Annotated in this window: 14 protein-coding genes and 1 pseudogene; 3 read left to right on the top strand and 12 right to left on the bottom strand. The window is 42.6% G+C overall.

The genetic code is table 11. The features are described from left to right. Positions 1–385: 385 nt before the first annotated feature. The 7 genes from Q7J63_RS17330 to Q7J63_RS17300 all read right to left on the bottom strand — a co-directional run bounded on the left by Q7J63_RS17330 (position 386) and on the right by Q7J63_RS17300 (position 8,842). Positions 386–1,573 carry a nitrate/nitrite transporter gene (locus tag Q7J63_RS17330; RefSeq protein ID WP_304887952.1) on the bottom strand — a complete coding sequence of 396 codons (1,188 nt, stop codon included), beginning with the start codon at positions 1,571–1,573 and terminating at the stop codon, positions 386–388. An 80-nt stretch (positions 1,574–1,653) separates the two neighbouring features. Further along, on the bottom strand, positions 1,654–2,802 hold the full coding sequence (locus Q7J63_RS17325; RefSeq protein ID WP_304887950.1) for an amidohydrolase family protein: 1,149 nt from the start codon (positions 2,800–2,802) through the stop codon (positions 1,654–1,656). Positions 2,803–3,013: 211 nt separating this feature from the next. Continuing rightward, a complete protein-coding gene (locus tag Q7J63_RS17320; protein ID WP_304887948.1) occupies positions 3,014–4,219 on the bottom strand; it encodes an FAD-binding oxidoreductase in 1,206 nt (401 codons plus the stop codon). A 602-nt stretch (positions 4,220–4,821) separates the two neighbouring features. Beyond that, the gene (locus Q7J63_RS17315; RefSeq protein ID WP_304887946.1) at positions 4,822–5,799 is read right to left on the bottom strand and encodes a DUF6695 family protein; all 978 of its coding nucleotides are present in this window, start codon (positions 5,797–5,799) and stop codon (positions 4,822–4,824) included. Positions 5,800–5,909: 110 nt separating this feature from the next. Next, positions 5,910–6,518: a sterol desaturase family protein gene (locus Q7J63_RS17310; RefSeq protein ID WP_304887944.1), complete on the bottom strand. Its 609-nt coding sequence runs from the start codon at positions 6,516–6,518 to the stop codon at positions 5,910–5,912. 760 nt (positions 6,519–7,278) lie between these two features. Continuing rightward, on the bottom strand, positions 7,279–7,824 hold the full coding sequence (locus tag Q7J63_RS17305) for a hypothetical protein (RefSeq protein ID WP_304887942.1): 546 nt from the start codon (positions 7,822–7,824) through the stop codon (positions 7,279–7,281). Positions 7,825–7,882: 58 nt separating this feature from the next. After that, positions 7,883–8,842, bottom strand: coding sequence for a sugar phosphate isomerase/epimerase (locus Q7J63_RS17300; protein WP_304887940.1), 960 nt, complete (start codon positions 8,840–8,842; stop codon positions 7,883–7,885). A gap of 138 nt (positions 8,843–8,980) precedes the next feature. Between Q7J63_RS17300 and Q7J63_RS20905 the strand changes: the two are divergent. Further along, positions 8,981–9,073 (top strand): annotated as a pseudogene (locus Q7J63_RS20905) (esterase family protein); the annotation flags it as partial. 198 nt (positions 9,074–9,271) lie between these two features. On the opposite strand, the gene Q7J63_RS17295 reads toward Q7J63_RS20905, so the two are convergent. The 3 genes from Q7J63_RS17295 to Q7J63_RS17285 all read right to left on the bottom strand — a co-directional run bounded on the left by Q7J63_RS17295 (position 9,272) and on the right by Q7J63_RS17285 (position 10,731). Further along, positions 9,272–9,532, bottom strand: a complete 261-nt coding sequence (locus Q7J63_RS17295; RefSeq protein WP_370691926.1) for a cupin domain-containing protein — start codon at positions 9,530–9,532, stop codon at positions 9,272–9,274. A 111-nt stretch (positions 9,533–9,643) separates the two neighbouring features. Beyond that, positions 9,644–10,237: a hypothetical protein gene (locus Q7J63_RS17290; RefSeq protein WP_304887938.1), complete on the bottom strand. Its 594-nt coding sequence runs from the start codon at positions 10,235–10,237 to the stop codon at positions 9,644–9,646. After that, positions 10,228–10,731 carry an RNA polymerase sigma factor gene (locus Q7J63_RS17285; RefSeq protein ID WP_019599647.1) on the bottom strand — a complete coding sequence of 168 codons (504 nt, stop codon included), beginning with the start codon at positions 10,729–10,731 and terminating at the stop codon, positions 10,228–10,230. Before Q7J63_RS17285 ends, Q7J63_RS17290 begins: the two co-directional genes overlap by 10 nt. Before the next feature lie 350 nt (positions 10,732–11,081). On the opposite strand from Q7J63_RS17285, the gene Q7J63_RS17280 reads away from it, so the two are divergent. Further along, complete coding sequence (locus Q7J63_RS17280; RefSeq protein ID WP_026333820.1) at positions 11,082–11,627, top strand: fasciclin domain-containing protein; 546 nt, start codon at positions 11,082–11,084, stop codon at positions 11,625–11,627. 355 nt (positions 11,628–11,982) lie between these two features. Here the strand turns inward: Q7J63_RS17280 and Q7J63_RS17275 are convergent, their stop codons facing one another. After that, on the bottom strand, positions 11,983–12,354 hold the full coding sequence (locus Q7J63_RS17275; protein WP_304887935.1) for a VOC family protein: 372 nt from the start codon (positions 12,352–12,354) through the stop codon (positions 11,983–11,985). A gap of 841 nt (positions 12,355–13,195) precedes the next feature. Continuing rightward, the gene (locus tag Q7J63_RS17270) at positions 13,196–14,089 is read right to left on the bottom strand and encodes a sterol desaturase family protein (protein WP_019599651.1); all 894 of its coding nucleotides are present in this window, start codon (positions 14,087–14,089) and stop codon (positions 13,196–13,198) included. Positions 14,090–14,886: 797 nt separating this feature from the next. Here Q7J63_RS17270 and katG point away from each other — a divergent pair. Further along, positions 14,887–17,139, top strand: a complete 2,253-nt coding sequence (katG, locus tag Q7J63_RS17265) for a catalase/peroxidase HPI (protein ID WP_304887933.1) — start codon at positions 14,887–14,889, stop codon at positions 17,137–17,139. The last annotated feature ends 524 nt before the right edge of the window (positions 17,140–17,663 follow it).

Here is a 17,663-nt window from a genome sequence, read left to right as displayed (position 1 = left end):
ATTTTTTCCACAATCCCGTTTTTATTTCATTCCCAAAACCCCTTCAAGTGGAGCTCCGGGACAAAAGCCTCATTTTTTCTCAGACTACCAACAAGACTTAATCCGAAATAGGCATTCCGTTTCCCAATGAGGCTGAAACTGCAAGAAAACCAGACTAGTGGGAGGATAAGAGGTCTAACCGGTATGGTGAAGACAAAACAGTGAGCAATTAACTGATAGTCAACACCTAATTGATTATCAGTTAATTAAAATATTAAATGGAGTTCGTAATGCAAAACACGGGTTTAACCAATCCTTATGCCCCAAGGTCTTTTTGTAGAGGAGAAAAACATTCTGTTGGTCGGTAGCGGTTTCAGTCCTGGTCTTCAATTCCATTTTTATTGGCCTAGGAAACCACCATGAGCGTTTTTTTGCCCGGGTTTTTTTTGAGCAAGGCGGCAAGTCCCAAGAGTGGGCCGATGGCCAAAATCATATAAATATACTGACTATTGAACATTCCCGTCAGGGAATTGACCAACTGGATGCTCAGGATGGTGATGGAAAAGCCAATGCAATTGACCACGGTGAGTGCGGTTCCTCTGGTCGATGCAGGTGCATTTTGGGCCACCAAAGTTGAAAACAGGGGCGAATCTGCCACGACCACAATTCCCCACAGGAAAAGGAATGCCACCAACAGCATCGGGAAACTGGAGAACAGAAAAATCGGTGAAGCCAGGCAACACAAACAAGAGAAAAGCAGGGACAATGTGGCTATTTTTTTTACTCCATACCATTGGGAAATCCATCCGCTTATCATGCAGGCCAGTCCGCCGGAGGCGATGATGGCAAAGGAATACAAGGGGACATTGAGATTCGCTGCTGGGTAAAGTGCATTGTAGCTCGCGAGAATGATCGGGACAAATGCCCAGAAGGTATACAGTTCCCACATGTGACCAAAATACCCAAAAGATGCTGCACGAAAGTCAGGGTTTTTGAAGCCTGAAAGAAATGCGGTCAACTTGATTTTTTGGCCTACTTTTCGGAATGGGCCGTCGGGGACAAATAGGAATATCGATAAACCGCCCAAAACCGAAAGGCTGGTGGTGATGTAAATGACGTATTTCCAAGGGAAACCCTGAAGCAGATCCTTCAACAAATGCGGAAATGCGGTCCCCAAAACCAATGCGCCAACCAAGAATCCCAGGGATTTTCCCAGACCTTTTTCGTAATGGTCCGAGGCGATTTTCATGCCCACTGGATAAATTCCTGCCAAGAAAAACCCGGTCAAAAATCGAAACAAAAGAATTTGGAGAGAAGTAATGTCATTGATGCTGATGCCAAGGTTGAAAAATCCGGCAAGCAGCGCACTGGCAAAGAAAACCAAAGAAGGGGAGAAGCGGTCCGAAACGGCAAGAATGGCAAAAACCAAAGTGCCTGAGATAAACCCAAATTGGATCATGCTGGTTTGGTGGGCCAAAAAATCCTGACCCAAACCGAGATCCCGTGCAATGTCGGCGACGATGGAATTTCCCGCAAACCATAGGGAAGTACAAAGGAATTGGGAAAGTACGATGATGGGTAAAATCAATCTCATTTGGGTCGGGTTTAGGGAGAAATCAGTAAACCCAATTCAATGTTTATGATTTTCCGTGTATTTTAGAGAAGGGTTCAGCCTTAATCCGGGAAAATTCTTGTGTCGATGTTGGGGATGATGGCAATTGCATTTTTGTAATACAATTTTTTCAGAATCTCGTCAGATAATCCCAAACCGTACATGGACCAAAAGGCATGGTATTTTTTATAGTAAGGGAAATATTCATCTTCTGTCTCCAATATGCGGAAGTAGGTGTAAAACTCCTCTTTGTTGTATGCGTCTTTTCCGAAAAGCACCCGGTCCTGGTACTTGTCGAAAAAAGCCTTGGCACTTCGGGGTTGTCTCCCAAATTCGGCGATCACAGCACCGATGCCAAAATAGACGTTTGGATACAGGTCCAGATGTGCGCCTGCCTTCGCCAAGTCGTTGGCCATCCAGCCCATGTGTGCATTGATGAATTTGGTACCTGGGTTTTTTTGGAACACATGGTGCTGCTCGGCGATGATTTGATCAAAGGGAACAGGGTTAGTATCCGAACGCTTTCGGTTTGGATTGGTCTTCAGTTCCAGCCAGCGTTCGTTGTTGCCGTCCATTTCTTGCCAAAACTGTGCAGGATCCGCAGAGTGGATGATGACGGGAATACCCAGCTCACCGGCTTTTTGCCAGACCGGATCCAAGTCGGGATGGTCCACCGGAATGCGATTGCCATGGATGTCCTTGTCGGTTAGGCCTAGGCTTTTGTAGATTTTGAGGCCATTTGCACCGTTTTTGACATCCAATTCAAGATCTGCCACTGCCTTTTTTACCCATTGATCCGAACCGAAATCGGAAAAGGAGAGATTGGTGAAGACGATAAACCTTCCCGGAGCGACGCCATTGAATCTTCGGATCATGGAATACATGTATTCCTGTCGGTCGATATCTGTGGACCCGCGCTGAAATCCCCTGCCACTCAAATTGACCATTACCCCCATGTTCAATTCGTCCATTTCCTTGACCAACCTGTCCACGATTTCTTGGCTGACGTTCCATTGGTGACTGTGGATATCGATAAAGGGGAATTTCGCCCTTTTTACGGGGTTTTCGGAAACGACCAAAGTGGAGGGGGGATTGTATTCCTCAAACCCCATTTCCTGGGCGGTCAAATTCAATCCTGAAAAGAAAATTACTGAGACCAATAAAAGCTGGAATCGAAGGGTGAAAATTATGGAAGCAAAGTGGGTTTTCATCTTGGACAATTTATTTTTGATCTTGCAATTTTAGCAGAAAAATCCAAATCATGTCCATGTTGCAGTTTATTTGATCCTTCGATCATTGAATGCATGACTTTTTAGGGGGTTGGCGATTTGTTGTTTTACCCAATCTCCAGGTAAAAAATCGAAACGGCTTAAGCTTCGAAATTGAGGCTTGAGATTTTCTACTTGGCGTGACCGTCAAAATCTATCTCCCAAATCTATAAAACTCTTCAAGTGGATGTTTTTTTCCTTTGAGCATGTCGGAAATGACGTCCATCCCGATCACCGAAAAAGTGATCCCATTGCCACCAAAACCCAAGACAAAATAGGTGCTGGGAAAATCCGGGTGCTGGCCGATATAGGGCAAGCCGTCCTTGGTTTCCCCAAAGGTGCCCGCCCAGACAAAATCTGACCGGAAATCATAATCGGGCAACACTTTTTTCAGGTACTTGGAAAGTTTGTCGGATTTTTCACCCAGCAAGGCATCCCTTTTTTGGGGGTTCACAAAATCCTCATCTTCCCCACCAATGAGGAGGCGGTTATCATCTGTGGTCCGCATGTAAATGTAGGGTTCGGCCGTGTTCCAAAACAAGGTGTCATTCAAATGCCTTTGATCGTCCTCCATGATTTCACCAACGGTGGCATAGGTGGAGAGTAATTTCACAAAATCGTCTTTGATGATTTCCGTGCTTTCAAATCCATTGCAATAGATCATGTGTTTTGCGGTGATGGTATCGCCATATTCGGTCAATACGCTGACGCCATTCCGCTTGTAATCCACTTTTTTGATATCCTTTTTGTCGTAGATTTCCAAGCCTTTCTTATGGTTGAATGCCAAGATATCGTGCGCCAATTGGAAGGCATCAATGCTTCCTCCCTGATCGGAAAGTATTCCTCCAAAGGCATTTTTCAGCTGGTATTTTTTTTCTATTTCTTCTGCTTCCAACCATTTTACGGGAAAACCATTTTCTTTTCTTGCCTCAAATTCCTTCTTCAACCAGGGCACGTCTTTTTTGAAAGCGGCAAAATAGAGGGATTCCTTTTTTTGGAACCCACAAGTGGATTTCACCGCTTTGGCTATTTTTTTCAAATCGTCAATGGACTTGAAGCAAGCCCAATAATTCTCTGCAGCACCTTTTTCCCCTATCATCTTGGCAAGTTCAAAGAGGGGCAGGTCTATTTCGTATTGCAGCATGGACGTCGTGGCAGAAGTACTTCCATGCCCGATTTCCCTTCTGTCGATGAGTATGGTCTTGTATCCCTCCTCCATGCATCGGTGTGCGATCAAACTTCCCGTGATCCCACCGCCAACGATCAGAATTTCTGTTTTGACATCTTCTCGGAGTGAGGGATAGGAATGCAGAATTCCATTTTTCACCAGCCAAAATGGCTCACTTGATTTTATCTTCATCTTAAAAATATTTTATAGGCTAGCGGAGTAAAAAGGCTGTGCATTCGCTTTCATTTCATCTCTTACCAAATATCAAAAGAAAACCGGTAAAAAAGAGTATTTCTGAAGAATTATTGGCACATGGGTTTTGCAAGAATGAAGCCTCAAGGTAGGTTGATTTTTACTGTTGGGTTTACAGAAATGCAAGAAAAAATTGTAGCATTTTAACCAGAAATAGGAGTTTTGTTTCTAGATGGGGTTGAAAGTAGAAGAAAGTCAAACCGACAGGCCTGCCCATCAAGAGACAGATATACAGGTACTCTTCCACCTTTGGATCCAATTTCGGGGTTTCTGAAGAGCTCATTTCAGATGGAAAAACCGATTTTCCGGATGTAGTGGAATCTCTAGTTGCAAACAGCCTGAGATCAATCCCCTTCTCCATCAAACTTTCGGCAAGGTTGTATGCAACCTGTTCTCAAGGTTCGTATTTTAGGGGAGGAGTCCTCCATGAAATAGGGATAAGGATGGTGATTTTCATTTTTGTTTGGTAAAACTAAATTCTGGTCCGAAAAATCTGTATACACTGCATTCCTATGATACATCTTTTGTCATTTTATTGACAATCAACTCGTCTTATAAAAAGTGAATTTTTCATCCCCTTGAATGACATTGACCATGCTGCAATGGCACAAATGGGTAAAAGTATAGGGTTTTTCAGGATCGAAATCTTGAGTGCTGTGGAAAAGTGAAAATTTCCCACAGCACTCCTCCTGGCCATCGGGGGAAAATCTTGAAATGGTAAAATTATTGTTTCCATTTCCTGATTCCAGCAAAAACCAAGAACCGGCAACCTCCCCGCTGAGCCATTGGCATTTTGGGGAAAGAATCTCTGGTCTGGGTGGTGCGGGCAAAGTGCCTTTTATTGTTTCTTTGGAATAGGAATTTAGGGAATGCCCGGTCCTTTGGTGGAGATCTTTTGGGGAAGAAATCCCTTTTACTTCGGGAATAATGATTTCATGCTTCAGACAAAGGATATTGCCCATGGGTGTGGGCATTAGTGGCCAAAAATACTTGAGTTTTATTTTTTGGCCCAAATTCGGCATGCCAGCGATTATTCCTGATCTTACAAACCGACAGCAATTGGTTCCGGTGGGGACAAAGGGGCCAAATGGAATGGCTCCCCTTGATTGCATGTTTTTCGCCATCGACCAGGTAAGTCCAAAATCCACCGGACAATAGGCACCATGCATTGGTCCCATGCCAAAGCTAAATTTGTTGGCTTGGACCTCTTGAAGAATCTCTCCCACATTTTCTATTCGGTTGCTTGAAATGATAGCCTTTGTGTGGATGTAGAGGTTTTCGTCTGTGCTCGCATCCCGAATACGACCATGTTGGAATGGCGCGTGGTACCTGCCACAATCAAAATGGTAGCAGGAACCTGTAGCGGTATTCACCAGGATCAGTGCGGCATGGCCTACTTTGTAGTGGAAATTTTTGTTGAATCCCAAAAAAGACATAGCACCATCGTACCAGGATCCCGGTTGTTTGCCCATAAAGTCGGGCCAAGCGATTGCGATTGCGATTCCGTTCAATTTGCTCATAGTCAATTGTTTAAAAAAGTGTTGTGGAAGTAGGTATGCAATTTCGGTTTTCAAAAAACGGGAACAATTCAAGTTCCTATCAGCTAAGGTTGACCTCTTTTTTTGTTGGGTCAATATCGATTTGGATTTTCAGGCATCGTTCTGAAAACATGATCCCAAAAGGGGGTGGTTACCCCAAAGGCCTTGTTGGCATCCCGATAATGATGGATATAGTGGTTTTTCCAGAGGATCTCGAATGCTCCTTTTGGTGGTCTTCTGGTATGGATCAAGTAATGGACAAAAAGGTAGAAAGCATAGCCGAGGATAAAACCGGGGAAGAAAAACCAGGCATATTGGCCGAGCAAAGCCCATAAAAAGAAAAACACAATGGAGGAAACTCCGATGGCAACACTTAAAGGTAAGGTTAGCCGTTTTTTGTCCGTCGGGTGTGCATGATGGATCCCATGCAGCTGCGCGATCCAATTTTTTTTGTTGCTGTATCCGGGGGCATGAAAAACAAACCGGTGGATCAGGTATTCTGCCAAGGTAAAAAACAAAAAGCCCATTAGGAATGTGGCCGCTTTCGTCTGGATAGGGATAACCACTTGAATGAAGCCATAAGCGAAAACCGATAGCGATAGGAGTGTCAGGGAAATGATGACAAGCCAAGCATTGGTGCGTGAAAATTTTTCCAGAAGAGGATTGGAAAAAAGGGGGAAAGGATTTTTAGAGTTTTCCATAGGTTCTGGGTTTTCTCAAAAATGACAGGAATGTACCTGATTTTAATAATCAAAAAAGCTTCAATTGTAATTAGATATCCATCGAACCCGTCTTGTGCATTACAAACTCATTTCAGGATTTCAATTAAATGATAATCAATAAGTTGTTGATTATTTTTGACGTTACTCTGTTGGTTTCAGAAATTAGTCTCCCAACAATCTGATTTTCTCGAAATTTTAAAACCCTTATAAAAGCCTAATTCATACTTCGGGTTGAATGAACTGGTGCAGGAGATTGAAATCGGGTTTGATGGATTTCATCAAAATTTCAAAAATCAAAAGGCCTAAATCCAAAAAAACATTAGGTTTTCAATACCCCCATGCGTAAAATAATTTCACTTACACTGTTTAAAAAAAAGCTCACTCAAGTTAATAATATTTTCAATCTCGCACAAATTCCAAAGCCCAAAATTTAATCTTCAGAACTGTTCTTTGTGACATCCGATTTCTCCAGGAAGAATGGCTGGATGCTTCACGCATACCACATGTCAAAAAACCGATTGATTTTTAACCCGTTTTATGCTATCCAATTCCATTCTATCCTAAAATCGCTTCATAATCAAGCGATTATTTATATTTAATATCTCTTCCATTTTGGCACTTTACTTTATTCTCCAAATGGTCTGATTTTCTTGCCGTCTCAGCATCTATCATATACTTCGGGTTAAAGTGATTTCAAGCTGGAATTGGTAATGGTTTTCATTGGGTCAATGCTTTCGAATCAAATGACATTGTCAAAATTCTCCATTTCCTCTAGGCTATAAATCCGCTGTTGGCTGGTCTCGGTGAAATCCATCAATGCTGAAAGGGGAAGCTTTTCCGCACTTTCAATATGCGGCCAATGTGGAGGAGAAAATATCCAGTTGCCTTCCAAATCCTTCATGTGGCTTCGGTCAGAAAAAAAAGTTTGGGTATACACGAGGGCATCAATCCATTTGAAAGCGGGGAAATCACTTGCTCGCCAATTTGATTTTTCGCCAAAGGTCAGACGCAGGTAATCATTTAGAGTGCTTGGAAGTGAGAGCGTGGAGTCAAAATCATACACCAAATTGACGCCCCCCTTGGAAGCCAAGAGGATGACATGGTAATCCCACCAAACTGCCTGTTGGTCGATGGAGGATTTTTGATGCAAAAAAGGACAGTTTTTACTCTTATTGGAAACGATCAACACCTTTTTTGAAAAGTCTGTCAAATCGGGATGCTGGCATAAATGCCAGATATTTTCCTCACAATAATTTTCGGTGTACTCGAAGGTTTCAATTTTCATTTGCGGAACAAAATTACCATTATTCACTGCAATTTTGTTTTTCCCGTCAATATTTCCATCAAGTCAAATCAACTAAGGCCAATGTCTTTTTGATTGCGGCCATATTTACCTTCAAGGCTTCATCGTTTTTGAGGTCGTTGAGCGCTTGGTTGAAAGGTTCGGTGCGGATAGGGCCGTCATAACCGATATCGACCAATCCCTGCATAAAATCCTTGAGCTTGATCACTCCCGTAGCCAAGGGCAACTCCCGCTTGCCATCCATCTGGGTCTCGCGGGTAAATCCTGCGCGGGCATCATTGAGATCCACGACCACGATGTCCTTTGGCCTGAGGGTACGGATATCGTCCAAGGTGTCATTGGCACAATACCAGTGGAAACTGTCCAAGATAAATCCCACATTGCCCCTCCCGATAGTCGCAATCAGCTCTTTTCCCTCCTTCATGGATGAAATAAAGGGGTAGCGGTTCATCGTCAACAAAGTCCGCATGCCCAGGTATTCCAAGCCCAACCGAATCCCATGATCCTCCATCACTTTGGCACATTCACCCAAGCGGTCCGCATGTTGTTTCATGTTTTCATTGTAGGTGAGTTCATTGTGGGAGGAAATGATCCAGGTGTTCATCAGCGAGGCACCCTGTTTTTCCATGGTTTGACAAAACTTTTTCAGCCCTCTGAAATCTTCGTCGAATCGCGTGCGATCAAGACGGTATTCCACCGGGATATTGTTTGACCCGAAACTGATTTGGTGGGCTTTCATTTTGGACAAAAGCTCGTTTAGCTTTCCATCGGAATAGTCTGCCATTACTTCTTGCGTAAACGGACTGATGGCCTCATATCCATATTGGATTGCATAATCGAGTGTTTCCGCCAAATTGGCCTTCACGCCAATGATCCCTGGATTCAGGGAAATCCTAAATTTGCGTTCGGCAAGCTGTCCGGCATGCAAAGCGCCAAAGGGTAGGGTAGTGGCGGCCGCAGCGGCCAAGACAGAGGACATGATGAATTTTCTTCTTTTCATCGGATTGGGTTTAATGAAAAGGTAAGATAAAGGATTCAACCCGACAAATGCAAAAGCTTTTCCAATTGGGTTGAAACTGCAAGAAAATCAGATCATTGGGAGAATAATTCGTGGTAACGATATCCTGAAGTCAGAAACAGGATCCGTGTAGGAGGACATACTTGGACCTATTGGAGGGAATCCTTGCCCAAAGTGCTCGGCTTTGTTTCCGATACCTTCCATCAGAAATAATTGGTGTCCGGAGACTGCTGGTTCGAAACTGCAACCTGATTAAATACAGGGAAAGGTTTATATTTTTCCAAGATCCATTGTTTCTCGTTGTATTTGCCATTCATGAAGAAGCATCTTCACAGACAAGCCCAAGTTGAGAGGGATTTGCCTGTGGAGATGCTTTGGTTTTGATTGAAATACCAATCCATGTGTGGTATTTTAAATCCACTCCAGGTTTTCTACCGTCTGTGCCACCTTATTTGTTCCGGTATGTTGAGTGGTTTTGGGTTCGATGAGCATCACTTTCACTTCCTCCCCATTGGTCCAAGGGCGGTGTTGGACACCTTTCGGGACGATGAGGATTTCGCCCGGTTTGGTGGTGACGGTTTTGTCGATAAAGTCCATCATCAGCGTTCCTGACACGACCACAAACATTTCATCCTCCTCTTCGTGGCTGTGCCAAACAAGTTCTCCATTCAATTTTGCCAGTTTGACAAAGTTATCATTGAGTTCTCCGATAATATAGGGATGCCAATAGTTGGATATTTTGTTGAATTTTTCTTCCAGGTTGATGTCCAGGGTTTGTTTCGCTTATTTCTGGATTTCCGAAAGTGTGTCTTCCGCTTTTTTCAATGCACTGTTGTAATTTTTCAGTACCCAAACTGAGAATCCCAGGAAGAGAATGACGCCCAATGGAAATATCAATTTCCAAAAATAGGGGATATTTGAGATGTCCTTTCCATTCATTTCCATGAAAACCGGGGTTGCGATCAACAAAAATAACAAAGCCATGGAAACATTTAATTTTTGGAGCTTTTGAAACCGGATCTTTTGAAGGGAATAATTCCTTATGGCCTCTGCGTAGGTCATCAAAGAAACATTTACTTTCCGAAGTCCACTGAGGGAAGCAAGTGAAATGATGGGCAATCCGAAGAGCAAGAGGATGGAAAGAATGCCAAAAACCTGCATGATCGGACGCTCAATGGCCTGAAAATTCAGGATCATGAAAATCGCTCCAAGGAAACAGATGATGCTCCCGAGTATTTCGGGGTAAAGGATGTTGTTCAATCTGGACTTGTACTTTTGATGGGTCATGTTTTCGATCATTTTGTGGGTTAATTTTTCTTGCTGTGCTACTTTCTGACTCAAAGCCTCCCAAGTGGCTTTCATTTCCTCTAGTTCCATGTGTGTTTGGTTTTGATGATTTGTGTTTTTAATTTTTCCCGGATACGGGAAAGTTTGGTTCCGACATTGGAGGTGGAAAGTCCTACTACAGAGGCAATTTCTTCATGATTTTTTCCTTCCAAATAGAGCAAAACGATTCCTTTTTCGAGCAAATTCAGTTGCTGGATATGGGCATACAGTTTTTGGATTTTTTCTTCCTCAACGCTGTCCCTGACTTCAGCAAGCTTCAGTATTTCCAGATCCATTGGAATGGTGGCCACATTCCTTTTGCTTTTTTTCAGGTGGAATATTGCGGTATTGAGGGCGACTCGATACATCCAAGTACTGATTTTGGAAGCTTCTTTAAAGCTTGAAAATGATTTCCAAAGTTGATACACGATTTCTTGATACAGGTCATCGCGGTCATCGGCAGTGTTGGTGTATAGGGTAGTGATCTTAAAGATCAAGCCTTCGTTTCCTTTGATGATGTCGATAAATGCGTTTTTGTCGTCCATGAAAATATAAATCAAACAATTAGTGTCTGAATTTGCTGAAAAATCACAATCACCAAGATATTTTTGAATATTTTTTTTAAAGTATGGAATGAAGCCTTTTAAAAATATCGATCGAATTAGATTTTAGTTTATATAGTACCCTGTGGTTTCCTGCTTTTTCCGAAGATTGTGGATGTTTTGACGAGGAATATGGTTATAACCAAAATTTTCTTAGGCGAACTTGCATTAAAAGTTAAATTCTTATTACCTTTGAAGGTATTATTTTTGCCTTTAGTAATTTATTTTTCAAAAAACTAAACTTAACAAAAGGTAAAGGGTTGTACCAAAAACAAACAAAAACAAACAAACAAATGAAAAACTTAAGAATTTTATCCTTGGCAGCTGCAGTTATCGCTTCCTCATTCGCAGTAAGTTGTAACAATGCTCCAAAAGAAGAAGCTACGGAAGAAATCGTAGTAGTTGAAGAAGTAGCTCCAGTAGAAGCGCCCAACACTGTTGTGGATATCGCTATGGGTTCTACGGACCACACTACTTTGGTGACTGCAGTAGCTGCTGCAGGTCTTGTTGAAACATTGAACGGAACAGGTCCATTCACGGTTTTTGCACCTACCAATGCTGCATTCAATGCATTGCCTGCTGGAACGGTTGAGACTTTGTTGAAGCCTGAAAGCAAAGAAAAATTGACTGGAATCTTGACTTACCACGTTGTTGCTGGTAATGTGATGGCGGCAGATTTATCTGACGGACAAGTTGTAACAACTTTGAACGGCCAGGAATTGAAAGTATCTATCAAGGATGGTAAAGTGATGATCAATGGTGCTAATGTAACTGCTGCCGATCTAGCTGGAACCAATGGCGTTGTTCACGTTATTGATGCTGTTTTGATGCCAAAATAATTTGGATAATCTATCCAGAAAACAAAAAAACCTGCCATTGGCAGGTTTTTTTGTTTTCATCCTTTACTGATTTTTTTGGGATGGACTTCCCTAGTTTTAACCGATTTTATGCAATTCGGACCCAACTCAATATTGGAATTCACTGACAATCAATTGGGTATTGGCTATTTTTGATTACGCTCTATTGCCTTCAGGAATTATTCTCCCATTACGCTGATTTTCTTTCAGTTTCAATCCCATTTGGAAACCTATTGCATATTTCGGGTGTAACTTTTAATGACCAATCCCGAGCTTTATATCTTCAAAAGTTTGATTGCAGGTTTGTCTCTTTAATTTGGGCATTCCACAAAAATATTTACAGGTGTTGGTCCACCAGGATTGTATTTCCATCTGGATCTGACAAGACAAAGCTGGCAGGACCTGTTGTGGTTTCATCTGCTTCGGTTTGTAAACTGATTCCTTTTTCTTTTAAGTCCTGCTGGATTTTTCTGATATCATCGAATTGACCAACCCCATTGGCATTTTCATCCCAACCAGGGTTGAAAGTCAGGATATTGTTTTCAAACATTCCTTGAAACAGGCCGATGAGCGCATTTCCGTTTTTCATGATGAGGTAGTTGTGGTCCATGCTCCCGCCAAATGCCTCGAAGCCGAGTTTTTCATAAAATTCTTTGGAGGTCTTGAGCTCCTTTACATTGAGACTTACTGAAAATGCACCTAGTTTCATGTTTTTGGTTTTTTTGGTGTGGTTTAAATTATTATCGAGAATTTTTTATTTATACACTTTGTGCTTTTTAGCGAATGATGGTAAAACCTGTGTTGCGCCTTACCAATTCCATTCTAGGCTAAAAATTGCTTAATAATCAGTCAGTTGATGATGGTTTCTGACTTTGCCTTATCCATTAACCGCGTTGTTTTCCAAATTAACTGATTCTCTTGCAGTTTCCACCCCACAAGAAAATGAAATGCATATTTAACCCGTTTTGTGCATTACGGACTCAACTCAATATTGGATTTCACTGACAATCAATTGGGTATTGGCTATTTTTGATTACGCTCTATTGGTGTCAGGAATTATTCTCCCAATAAGCTGATTTTCTTTCAGTTTCAATCCCATTTGGAAACCTATTGCATATTTCGGGTTTAACGTTAAAGGTTGTGCCCTATGGCTGAATATAATTTATAAAGTCTAACCATCCAAAGTCAAAAAAATTTCATCCTTTGTAATGTAATTATAGAATTAAAGCCGCGTGATGCTTTACCAGTTCCGTTCTGACCTGAAATTGCTTAACAATCAGTCCTTATTGACCGTTTTTATCTTCATTAAATCGTTGTCATGCCTTGTTCTTCCAATTGGCTGGTTTTCTTGCCCTTTAACCCATTTGGAACCTAATGCATGTTTTGGGGTAAACCTTATTTGACCCGCATTTCATTTTTTCGGCCTCCAATCCTTTGGGTTTAAAAAATAGGATTGCTCCGAGAATTCAAAAACAGGTTCCCAAAAGGCCACTGAATCGGATCGACTTGCATTTCAGTAAGTCAATCTTCCCGTTTAAATTTCTATGATCCTACTTTGCGTCTTTCTTCCGGAAGATATTCTGAAAGGGTTGGATGTTTTGTCCCACAAAATCCTTGGGGAAATTTTCCTGATCGGGGAGTCCGATGGGAAGATGCTCATCATCGGAGGGCCAATAATTTGTCCGGAAGATAAAATCCCAAATACTCAGCGTGATCCCATAATTGAAGCCATTTGGATGACTTTCGGGCATGTCTTTGGCATGGTGCCAGAGGTGCATCTGTGGGCCATTGAACAGGTACTTAAAGGGCCCCAAAGGAATTTTAAGATTGGCATGGCCCAGCTGACCAGTCACCAATGTGAAGATGTGGACGATAAAGAAGTCTGTGATCCCAAAGCCAATCATCGCCAAAGGAATGTATTCCAAGGAGCGATAAAGGATGTTTTCCATAAAGTGAAAGCGCAGTAATCCCCCAAAACCCATCTCTTGGGTGCTGTGATGGACCTTGTGAAATTCCCACATCCAACCGACGTGGTGGTACATGCGGTGAATATTCCATTGCATAAAATCGCGCAAGACAAATATCAGAAGCAATTGAACCCAGCCTGGCAAATTCCCAACCTGAACCGCTACCAGATTGACAACGCCAAAAAGGCCCAGAAAATCATTGAAGAGCTCCACGGCGACCATCGAAATGGCATTGTAGGCCACCAAGGCAAAGAGAAAGTAATTCCAGAAAAGGTAAAAGATGTCAATCCAGAAGTTCTCCCGGATCAGGGATTGGTCCTTGCGCCAAGGGAAAGCAATCTCCAGCAAGTAGATCGCCAAGGATGCAGCCACCAATGTATAGAAATAGTTGTGCCAACCGGGGTTGAGGATTTCATTGATCAAGTAATTCGCATAACCGTAATAGCCATCCGAAATCGCTTTGATATATTTTTCCATTTTGCAAAGGTGAGGATTTATGGGAGGTCAAATGGTGACAATGATCACTGAAATCAAACCAAGAAGCCTATGTAAAGAACTCTATTTTTCTTGATTTGTTAAACCCGTTTTATGCATCATTAATTTAATTCAAGTCTAAAATTTTCTTATAAACTTAAGTTTTTTGCTGTTTTTGATTTCACCATCTTGGTGAGAGTCCTTGTATTCCAAATAATCTGATTTTCCTTATCGTTTCAAACCTCTTTAGGAAGCCTATTGTATATTCCATCTAACTTAATCAAGTTAGATTCTCTACGTTACTTTTTCGAGTTCTTAGAATTCGGGTGAAAGATAAACTTGATCCTTGGGATGCATTGCCTTCGGTGAAAGATTGTTTCAACAAAGGTATGCACCTGGTTTCATTAGTTTGGCTCAAATCCATGTTTTTAAATCGGTCTCCCGCAGGAGGATCATTCCCTTGCTGACCAAGTTCGGCAATCCCAGCAGGCCTTATAGTCTGAACTGAATTCGACAAGGGAATTTTCCGGAAAACCAGGTTACATCCCAAAATTTCATCCTTGATTTTGAGGTGGATGTTTTTGGACAACCAATTTAAGTTTATTGATCTAAAAAATGAATTTTGGACTGAAGTTGTAGCGTGGCCCTGTTTTTTTATTGGCACCGGTGGGATTTTTGTATTGAGGTTGAAGATCGAAATATGTCAATAGTCATAGATTTTATCTATGGAAAAAAAATTTTATTCCTTAATAAATTTAGTAAATTGAGACTTCAAGTTGAAAATAAAAATCAAACCCAATATGGATAACAACAAAAATGACGGTTCTACATTATCAGAAGTAAACAAGGATAGTGGTGAAAGCAAATGTCCTTTTTCTGGCACAGCCATGAAGAAAAGTGTGACTACTGCGCTTTCCAACCGTGACTGGTGGCCAAATCAGTTGAATCTCAACATCCTTCGCCAGCATTCTTCCCTTTCCAACCCAATGGGAGATGACTTCAATTATGCCGAAGCGTTCAAAAGCCTCGATTTGGCCGAAGTTAAAAAGGATATCTTCGAATTGATGACTACTTCTCAGGATTGGTGGCCAGCCGATTACGGCCATTACGGTCCATTTTTCATTCGGATGGCTTGGCATAGCGCGGGTACCTATCGAATCTCCGACGGCCGTGGCGGTGGAGGTTCCGGCAGTCAGCGTTTTGCACCGCTCAATAGCTGGCCGGACAATGTGAACCTTGACAAGGCACGTTTGCTGCTTTGGCCGATCAAACAAAAATATGGCAGGAAAATCTCATGGGCAGATTTGATGATCCTCACCGGAAACTGTGCACTTGAGTCCATGGGATTGGAAACTTCCGGTTTCGGTGGTGGACGAGAAGATATTTGGGAACCTGAACAGGACATTTACTGGGGTTCGGAAGGGAAATGGCTGGAGGACAAACGGTATACAGAAGATCGGGATTTGGAAAACCCCCTTGCTGCCGTTCAGATGGGATTGATCTATGTGAATCCGGAAGGTCCCAATGCAAAACCAGATCCGCTGGCATCTGCTCGCGACATTCGCGAGACTTTTGGCCGGATGGCCATGAATGACTACGAAACTGTTGCCCTCATCGCAGGTGGACATACCTTCGGCAAAACCCATGGTGCAGCCGACCCAAGCGTATATGTTGGTCCGGAACCAGCGGGTGCAGCCATCGAGGAGCAAGGCCAAGGCTGGAAAAACACCTTCGGTACCGGTAATGGAAGCGATACAATTGGTAGCGGACTTGAAGGGGCGTGGACCACTAATCCAGTGAAGTGGGACAACAACTACTTCGAGAACCTGTTTGGATATGAGTGGGAATTGACCAAAAGTCCAGCAGGTGCTCATCAGTGGACGCCGAAGAACGGAGCAGGTGCCGGTACAGTTCCTGATGCACATGACTCATCCAGGAGCCACGCACCGATGATGTTTACGACTGACCTTGCCTTGAGAGTTGATCCTATATATGAGCCAATTTCAAGACACTTTTTCGAGAACCCAGAAGAATTGGCTACAGCCTTTTCCCGTGCATGGTTCAAGTTGACCCATCGTGACATGGGGCCAATATCTCGTTATCTTGGTCCAGAAGTACCTTCTGAAGAGCTCATCTGGCAAGATCCAGTACCAGCTGTTGCGCATGAATTGGTCAACGAACAGGATATCGAGTTCTTGAAGGCCAAAATATCCGATTCAAGAATCCCGATTTCCCAATTGGTTTCAACGGCTTGGGCTTCTGCCTCGACATTCCGTGGTTCGGATAAGCGTGGAGGTGCCAATGGTGCCAGAATTGCGCTCGCACCCCAGAAGGATTGGGAAGTAAATCATCCTGGTCTTTTGGCGAATGTGTTGGAAACACTTGAAGGAATTCAAAAAGAATTTAATGATGCGCAGATAGGAGGGAAGCAGGTGTCACTTGCTGATTTGATCGTTTTGGGAGGATGTGTAGGCGTAGCGCTTGCAGCCAAGAAAGCCGGTCAGGAGATTACTGTACCCTTTACTCCGGGACGTACAGATGCTTCACAAGCACAAACTGACGTGGAATCCTTCGCGGTGCTAGAGCCTGAAGCAGATGGTTTCCGCAATTATTCCAAGACCAAATATTCGGTATCTGCAGAGGAAATGTTGGTGGACAAAGCGCAACTGATGACTTTGACTGCTCCTGAGATGACGGTACTTGTGGGTGGCATGCGTGTATTGAATACCAATTTTGGACATTCCAAACATGGTGTTTTCACCAATCGCACAGAAACGCTCACCAATGATTTCTTTGTCAACTTACTCGATATGGGGACGACATGGAAGGCATCTTCGCAATCCGAAGATATCTTTGAGGGTCGAAACCGGATGACTGGAGAACTAAAATGGACTGGAACAAGAGTTGATCTGATCTTTGGTTCCAATTCAGAACTTCGTGCTTTGGCGGAAGTCTATGGATGTGGGGATGGTCAGGAAAAGTTTGTCCATGATTTTGTCGCAGCTTGGAACAAGGTGATGAACCTGGATCGCTTTGATTTGGTCAAATCCTAATCCTTAAATATATCAATTTGGAAAGGTGGTCTGGTAACGGGCCACCTTTTTTTATAGTCTATTCACTATCTATTCTACTTCCTCGTTTTCGATGGCAACGCTTGAACCCGTTTTATGCATTACGAACTCAATTCAATATTATATCTAACTGATGTTCAATTAGTTGTTGATTGTTTTTGAAGTCACCCTAATGGTATCAGGAATTGGTCTCCCAATCGTCTCATTTTCTTGTAGTTTCGATCTCATTTGGAAACCTAATGCATATTTCGGGTTGAGCCTGTGATATGCATTGCCAATTTCATTCCCGCCTGAAATTGCTTATTCATCTGAAGGTTTTTTGTCGCTGTCCTTTACAGGGCCAAATTCATATTGACGATGGGTTAAGCATCAATTCTCTCCGAAATCTTCAAATCGCTCACTTTCCTTTGCTGTTTTTTGTTGGGGATAATAATAGGGTAGGACCATACACTTATGCCGGGAATGTGTTGTATCCCCGATTTTCTATCTTTAAAAATATAGTCCAA

Source organism: Rhodonellum sp. (genome assembly GCF_030656585.1).
Lineage (GTDB): Bacteria > Bacteroidota > Bacteroidia > Cytophagales > Cyclobacteriaceae > Rhodonellum > Rhodonellum psychrophilum.
The sequence above is the reverse complement of the archived record's forward strand: the minus strand, read 5'-3'. Positions and strand labels throughout refer to the sequence as shown.